Below are 6,554 nucleotides of genomic sequence, written 5' to 3' on the forward strand. Positions count from 1 at the left end.
ACAGGCCAGCACGCATACTGCTGGCCTGTCTGATAAACAGGTCGGCTCAGCCGATGTGAAAAAAAGAAGATCGTGGAGAACAACATGAGCGTAAATGCGGAGACTCAAACCCCGCAGCAACCGGTCAAGAAGAATGGCAAACGTAAAAGTATGCTGCTCCTTCTGACCTTGCTCTTTATTATCATTGCCGTGGCATATGGGATTTATTGGTTTTTAGTACTGCGTCATGTCGAAGAGACAGACGATGCGTACGTGGCAGGGAACCAGGTTCAAATCATGGCGCAGGTATCAGGCAGCGTGACGAAAGTCTGGGCTGATAACACTGACTTTGTAAAACAAGGCGATGTGCTGGTCACCCTCGACCAGACGGACGCAAAGCAGGCATTTGAAAAAGCCAAAACTGCGCTGGCTTCCAGCGTGCGTCAGACGCACCAGTTGATGATCAACAGCAAGCAGTTGCAGGCAAGCATTGAAGTGCAGAGAACCGCGCTGGCGCAGGCACAAAGCGACTTTAATCGCCGTGTCCCGCTGGGCAACGCCAACCTGATTGGCCGCGAAGAGCTGCAACATGCGCGTGATGCCGTCGCCAGCGCTCAGGCTCAGCTTGATGTCGCTATCCAACAATATAATGCCAACCAGGCGATGATTCTCGGCAGTAAGCTGGAAGACCAGCCCGCCGTGCAACAGGCTGCCACTGAAGTGCGCAATGCCTGGCTGGCGCTGGAACGAACCAGAATCGTCAGCCCAATGACTGGCTATGTTTCCCGTCGTTCCGTGCAGCCGGGAGCGCAAATTAGCCCGACCACGCCGCTGATGGCGGTCGTTCCAGCCACAAACCTGTGGGTGGATGCCAACTTCAAAGAAACACAGCTCGCGCACATGCGTATCGGTCAACCTGCGACCGTTATCAGCGATATTTACGGCGATGACGTGAAATATACCGGTAAGGTTGTCGGGCTGGATATGGGTACGGGCAGCGCCTTTTCCCTGCTGCCAGCACAAAACGCAACGGGTAACTGGATCAAAGTCGTCCAGCGTCTGCCGGTGCGTATTGAACTGGATGCACAGCAGCTGGCGCAGCATCCGCTGCGTATCGGTTTATCTACGCTGGTTACGGTAGATACCTCAAATCGTGACGGACAAATTCTGGCAAGCCAGGTTCGCACCACGCCGGTATCAGAAAGTAATGCACGGGAAATCAACCTTGCTCCGGTCAATAAGATGATCGAAGAGATCGTGCAGGCCAACGCGGGCTAATTCAAAGGTGCGTGTGATGCAACAGCAAAAACCGCTGGAAGGCGCGCAGCTCGTCATTATGACGATCGCGCTGTCCCTGGCGACATTCATGCAGGTGCTGGACTCCACCATTGCTAACGTGGCGATCCCCACTATCGCCGGGAACCTCGGCTCTTCACTGAGCCAGGGAACCTGGGTGATCACCTCATTCGGGGTGGCGAACGCTATCTCGATTCCGATCACCGGCTGGCTGGCAAAGCGCTTTGGCGAAGTAAGGCTATTCATGTGGTCAACTATCGCCTTCGTCATTGCGTCATGGGCATGCGGGATGTCCACCAGCCTGAACATGCTGATTTTCTTCCGCGTAATCCAGGGGATTGTCGCCGGTCCATTAATTCCACTGTCACAAAGCTTGTTGCTGAATAACTATCCTCCCGCCAAGCGTTCCATCGCCCTGGCGCTATGGTCGATGACGGTGATTGTTGCCCCGATATGTGGCCCTATTCTTGGGGGCTATATCAGCGACAACTATCACTGGGGCTGGATATTTTTCATCAACGTGCCAATCGGTGCTGCGGTGGTATTGATGACCCTGCAAACCCTGCGCGGTCGGGAAACCAAAACCGAGCAGCGGCGCATCGATGCCATTGGTCTGGCCCTGCTGGTCATTGGTATCGGCAGCTTGCAGATTATGCTCGACCGCGGCAAAGAGCTGGACTGGTTCGCCTCTCAGGAGATTATCATCCTGACGGTGGTCGCCGTGGTCGCCATCAGCTTCCTGATCGTCTGGGAGCTTACTGACGAGCACCCCATTGTCGACCTCTCGCTGTTTAAGTCGCGCAACTTTACCATCGGCTGTCTGTGTATCAGTCTGGCCTATATGCTCTACTTCGGCGCAATCGTCCTGCTGCCGCAGCTGTTGCAGGAGGTATACGGCTATACGGCAACCTGGGCCGGTCTGGCGTCAGCGCCGGTTGGGGTGATTCCGGTGATCTTATCGCCGATTATCGGCCGCTTCGCGCACAAGCTTGATATGCGTCGGTTAGTCACGTTCAGTTTTATTATGTACGCCGTCTGTTTCTACTGGCGTGCGTGGACGTTCGAACCGGGTATGGACTTTGGCGCATCGGCCTGGCCACAGTTTATTCAGGGTTTCGCGGTAGCCTGCTTCTTTATGCCGCTGACGACTATCACGCTGTCCGGCTTACCGCCTGAGCGTCTGGCCGCGGCATCAAGTTTGTCGAACTTTACGCGAACGCTGGCCGGCTCTATTGGCACATCAATTACGACGACGATGTGGACTAACCGTGAGTCACTTCACCATGCGCAGTTAACGGAATCCGTTAATCCCTACAATCCAAACGCGCAGGCAATGTACGATAAGCTGCAGGATTTAGGGATGACGCACCAGCAGGCGTCAGGCTGGATAGCCCAGCAGATCACCAATCAGGGGCTGATTATTTCCGCCAACGAAATCTTCTGGATGTCGGCGGGGATCTTTCTGGTCTTGCTTGGCCTGGTGTGGTTTGCCAAACCGCCCTTCGGTGCGGGCGGCGGCGGCGGTGGCGCGCACTAAATATCTGATAAAAGGGATCTGCGGATCCCTTTTTTATTGCCCCGTAAACCACCTCCCAGGGATATGGTTTACGGGAGGGACAATAAAAAACCCCGGTTATAAGCCGGGGTTAATTTAAATACTGGAACAACTAATTAGTATGACTAAATATGCAGTTCCTGCAGTTTCTCTTTCGGCAGCGCCAGCTCTTCATTGCTGTTAACGCGTACATCATGCTCCAGAATATGACGTGCGATATCCTGTGCTTCGCTAAGAGAGTGCATCTGATACGTACCACACTGGTAAACGTTCAGCTCCGGGATCTGGTTTTGATCCTGCACTTTCAGCACGTCCGCCATCGCCGCTTTCCACGCGTCGGCAACACGCTGCTCGTCTGGCGTACCAATCAGGCTCATGTAAAAGCCAGTGCGGCATCCCATCGGAGAGATATCGATAATCTCCACGCCGTTGCCGTTGAGGTGGTTACGCATAAAACCTGCAAACAGGTGTTCCAGCGTGTGGATACCTTTCTCAGGCATCACTTCTTTGTTCGGAATGCAGAAACGCAGATCAAACACGGTGATTGCGTCGCCATGCGGGGTGTTCATCGTTTTTGCAACCCGGACCGCGGGAGCTTCCATCCGGGTGTGATCGACAGTAAAACTATCTAACAACGGCATTTAGCCACCTCCGATAAATTTTTTGAAAATAATCTGAACTCTTTGTTCCGGGGCGAGTCTGAGTATATGAAAGACGCGCATTTGTTATCATCATCCCTGTTTTCAGAGATGAAATTTTGGCCACTCCCGAGTGGCCTTTTTCTTTTGTATCAAGCGTGCTTTTCCAGCCACACGCTAAACGGCTCAGTATCAGCCGCTTCGATCTCCTGCTGACGACGCTTTGAAGCCTCGGTTTCAGCAATAAATTCCGCTTCCTGCAATATTTCTAACGGCTCTTCACGCAGCAGATTTCGGTAAGCCTCACCCAGCGCTTTACCCGTGCCGCCAATGCCTTCATCAATCATAGACCGTAGGATGCGGGCAGAGAAAGTCAGTTCTGGGTTGTCAAAACAGGCAACCAGTTCATCACAGACCTTTTGATACTCCTCTCCCCCATCGATGCTGTCCAGCGTTTGTGCCACGCGTTTCAGATCACGGAACAGATCTTTCCCTACCTTAGACAACGGGAACTGGGCTGTTTCACAGCCAATACCTAACGTCAACCCAGGCTTACGACCTTCAAGAATCACCCGATTCCAGTTTTTACGCGTACACAGCAATTCATCGCTGCTCATTTCCGGGGCATCGGCCAGCGCACACCAGACCATAAACAGATCGAGGAAACGCACCTGCTGCTCGTCCACGCCGATCGGTGAGAACGGGTTGATATCCAGCGAGCGAACTTCGATGTACTCAATACCGCCACGCAGAAGCGCGTCAGAAGGCGTTTCGCCACGACGAGTGACGCGTTTCGGGCGAATAGGCGCATACAGCTCATTTTCAATCTGCAGAACGTTGCTGTTGATTTGCAGACGCTTACCGTCCTTCTCCAGACCGATCGCCGCGTACTCCTCGGAAGGGGTTTTAATCGCGCGCTTTAATCCTGCCACATACTCATGCAAATCGTTAAACGTAATTCCGAGATTGCTTTGCGACTTATTGGTATAGCCCAAATCACTCAGGCGCAGCGACGTCGCATACGGCAGGTAATACATCCCACAGTCGGTTTTTTCAAACGGCAGGGTTGTCGGTTTTCCTTGCAGGAAAGAGGAACAAATGGCCGGAGAGGCGCCAAACAGATACGGGATCACCCAACCAAAACGGTAGTAGTTGCGGATCAGACGGAAGTAACCCGCGGAGATCTTCTCTTTAGCATCTTCGCCGTCCGTTACGCCACATTTCGCCTGCCAGAAAGCCATCGGCAATGAGAAATTGTAGTGTACGCCGGAGATAGTCTGCATCAGCGCGCCGTAACGGTTTTTGAGGCCTTCACGGTACAGCGTTTTCAGACGACCAGTATTCGACGTACCGTACTGCGCCAGTTCGATATCCTGACCTTCGGCAATATAGCAAGGCATGCTCAACGGCCACATACGCTCGTCGCCCAGGTTCCTGGCGGTATACCGATGCAGGTCGCGCATGAACGTGAGCATTTTCTCAATGTCGTCGCCTGGAGGCGTAATAAACTCCAGTAGTGCTTCGGCAAAGTCAGTGGTTATCCATTTATGCGTTAGCGCTGAGCCTAACACCTCAGGATGGCCTGTCGTTGCTAATGACCCATCTGCATTAACGCGCAGCGTTTCGCGCTCCAGCCCACGTTGAATCCCCTTTAACGCCTGAGGATGGTTTTCCAGCCAGGCCAGCGCCTGTGATACGTCCGGGATCAAATTGACCTCCCGCCTGTCAAAATCGTTTTAATTAGCATAATGGTATTGGTTACCCTGAAGGCTATCTCACAACACAATTAGTGCCACCACATAATGCCTTGCGTCGTTACCGCTGCGACAACTACATAGCGCAGCGCCTTGCCAAGGCATAAGAAAAAAAGTACTGGACCCCACGAGATGCGCATCCATCCAGCTAACAGGCACAGTAAATCACCCACAACCGGCATCCAGCTTAATAATAGTGTGACAGCGCCATAGCGCCGCAGCCAGCCAGTGGCTTTTTCTTGCCAGCGCGATGTTTTACGCAATGGAAAGAAACGCCCAAGGATAACGTTAGTTAACCCTCCAAGGCTATTACCCATTGTTGCTGTTAAGACTAAGACCCAGGGATGACTTACCCCAGAGACCAGCAAAGCAACTAAAACAACTTCAGAATTGCCGGGTAATAGCGTAGCGCTGAGAAAACTGCTGGCAAACAGTGACAGGAGCGATAGTCCATCACTCACAATAACCGGACATCCACCGCGTCCATTCCTGCGGCACGCGCCGCCTGCAGTCCAAAATCGGCATCTTCAAACACGACACAGCGTGCCGGAGCAACACCCATACGTTCGGCACAGAGCAAAAACGTATCAGGAGCAGGTTTATGGTGTTGTACGTGATCGGCTGCGACTACAGCATCAAAATAGCGACGCAGCCCAAGGTGTGCGAGCAGAGCTTCCGCAATCGCGCTTTCACTCCCCGTACCTACCGACATAGGACGACGACCATGCCAGGCTTTCACGACGTCAACCAATGGCAAAGGCTGGACGCTATCCAGCAGCATGCTTCTCACCTTGTCGGTTTTTTCACGCGCCAATGCATGAGGGTCAAGATCGGCATGATTCAATTCAATTACCGACTGGGCAATACGCCACGTTGGGGAGCCATTGAGGGCGACCATGGCTTGTTCATCAAAACGTAATCCATAATGCCCCAATACCTCATGCCACGCCTTACGGTGCGTTGGCTCGGTATCCAGGATGGTGCCATCCATATCAAAAATCAAACCCGCATAACGTTCGTACATCGTCTTCTCACAAGCCGAATGACCAGACGTTATTTTATCGTAATTGATTGATTTTGTCGCTGACAGCGAATTAAGGGGTGTTCCGGGAGTATGTGGAAATGATTCAAAGGAGAGAAGATGGTGCATCCGGGAGGATTACTCGGCTGCGCCTCGCCCTGGGGCCGTTGCTGAAGCAACGTTATCATCCCTGGTGCTCACGATTATCTCGCAGACCATGAAACAACAGTGTTGCTGTTATCTCGGAGAAGATGGTGCATCCGGGAGGATTCGAACCTCCGACCGCTCGGTTCGTAGCCGAGTACTCTATC

General features: G+C 52.9%; 6 protein-coding genes. 2 read left to right on the top strand and 4 right to left on the bottom strand.

From position 1 onward, the window contains the following. Window positions 1-84: 84 nt before the first annotated feature. Window positions 85-1,257, top strand: coding sequence for a multidrug efflux MFS transporter periplasmic adaptor subunit EmrA (gene emrA / locus OGV75_RS04285; RefSeq protein ID WP_016154158.1), 1,173 nt, complete (start codon window positions 85-87; stop codon window positions 1,255-1,257). Between the two features lie 16 nt (window positions 1,258-1,273). Next, window positions 1,274-2,812, top strand: a complete 1,539-nt coding sequence (gene emrB, locus OGV75_RS04290; RefSeq protein ID WP_016154159.1) for a multidrug efflux MFS transporter permease subunit EmrB — start codon at window positions 1,274-1,276, stop codon at window positions 2,810-2,812. A 143-nt stretch (window positions 2,813-2,955) separates the two neighbouring features. Here emrB and luxS read toward each other — a convergent pair whose 3' ends face one another. From luxS to yqaB, 4 genes are all read right to left on the bottom strand, one after another. Further along, complete coding sequence (gene luxS, locus OGV75_RS04295) at window positions 2,956-3,471, bottom strand: S-ribosylhomocysteine lyase (protein WP_016154160.1); 516 nt, start codon at window positions 3,469-3,471, stop codon at window positions 2,956-2,958. A gap of 149 nt (window positions 3,472-3,620) precedes the next feature. Continuing rightward, window positions 3,621-5,177, bottom strand: a complete 1,557-nt coding sequence (gene gshA / locus OGV75_RS04300) for a glutamate--cysteine ligase (protein WP_286480384.1) — start codon at window positions 5,175-5,177, stop codon at window positions 3,621-3,623. A 77-nt stretch (window positions 5,178-5,254) separates the two neighbouring features. Further along, a complete protein-coding gene (locus OGV75_RS04305) occupies window positions 5,255-5,683 on the bottom strand; it encodes a YqaA family protein (protein WP_003825961.1) in 429 nt (142 codons plus the stop codon). After that, window positions 5,680-6,246 carry a fructose-1-phosphate/6-phosphogluconate phosphatase gene (yqaB, locus tag OGV75_RS04310; protein ID WP_049270940.1) on the bottom strand — a complete coding sequence of 189 codons (567 nt, stop codon included), beginning with the start codon at window positions 6,244-6,246 and terminating at the stop codon, window positions 5,680-5,682. Before yqaB ends, OGV75_RS04305 begins: the two co-directional genes overlap by 4 nt. Window positions 6,247-6,554: the final 308 nt, after the last annotated feature.

It is taken from the genome of Citrobacter sp. Cb028 (assembly GCF_030336705.1).
GTDB lineage: Bacteria > Pseudomonadota > Gammaproteobacteria > Enterobacterales > Enterobacteriaceae > Citrobacter > Citrobacter braakii.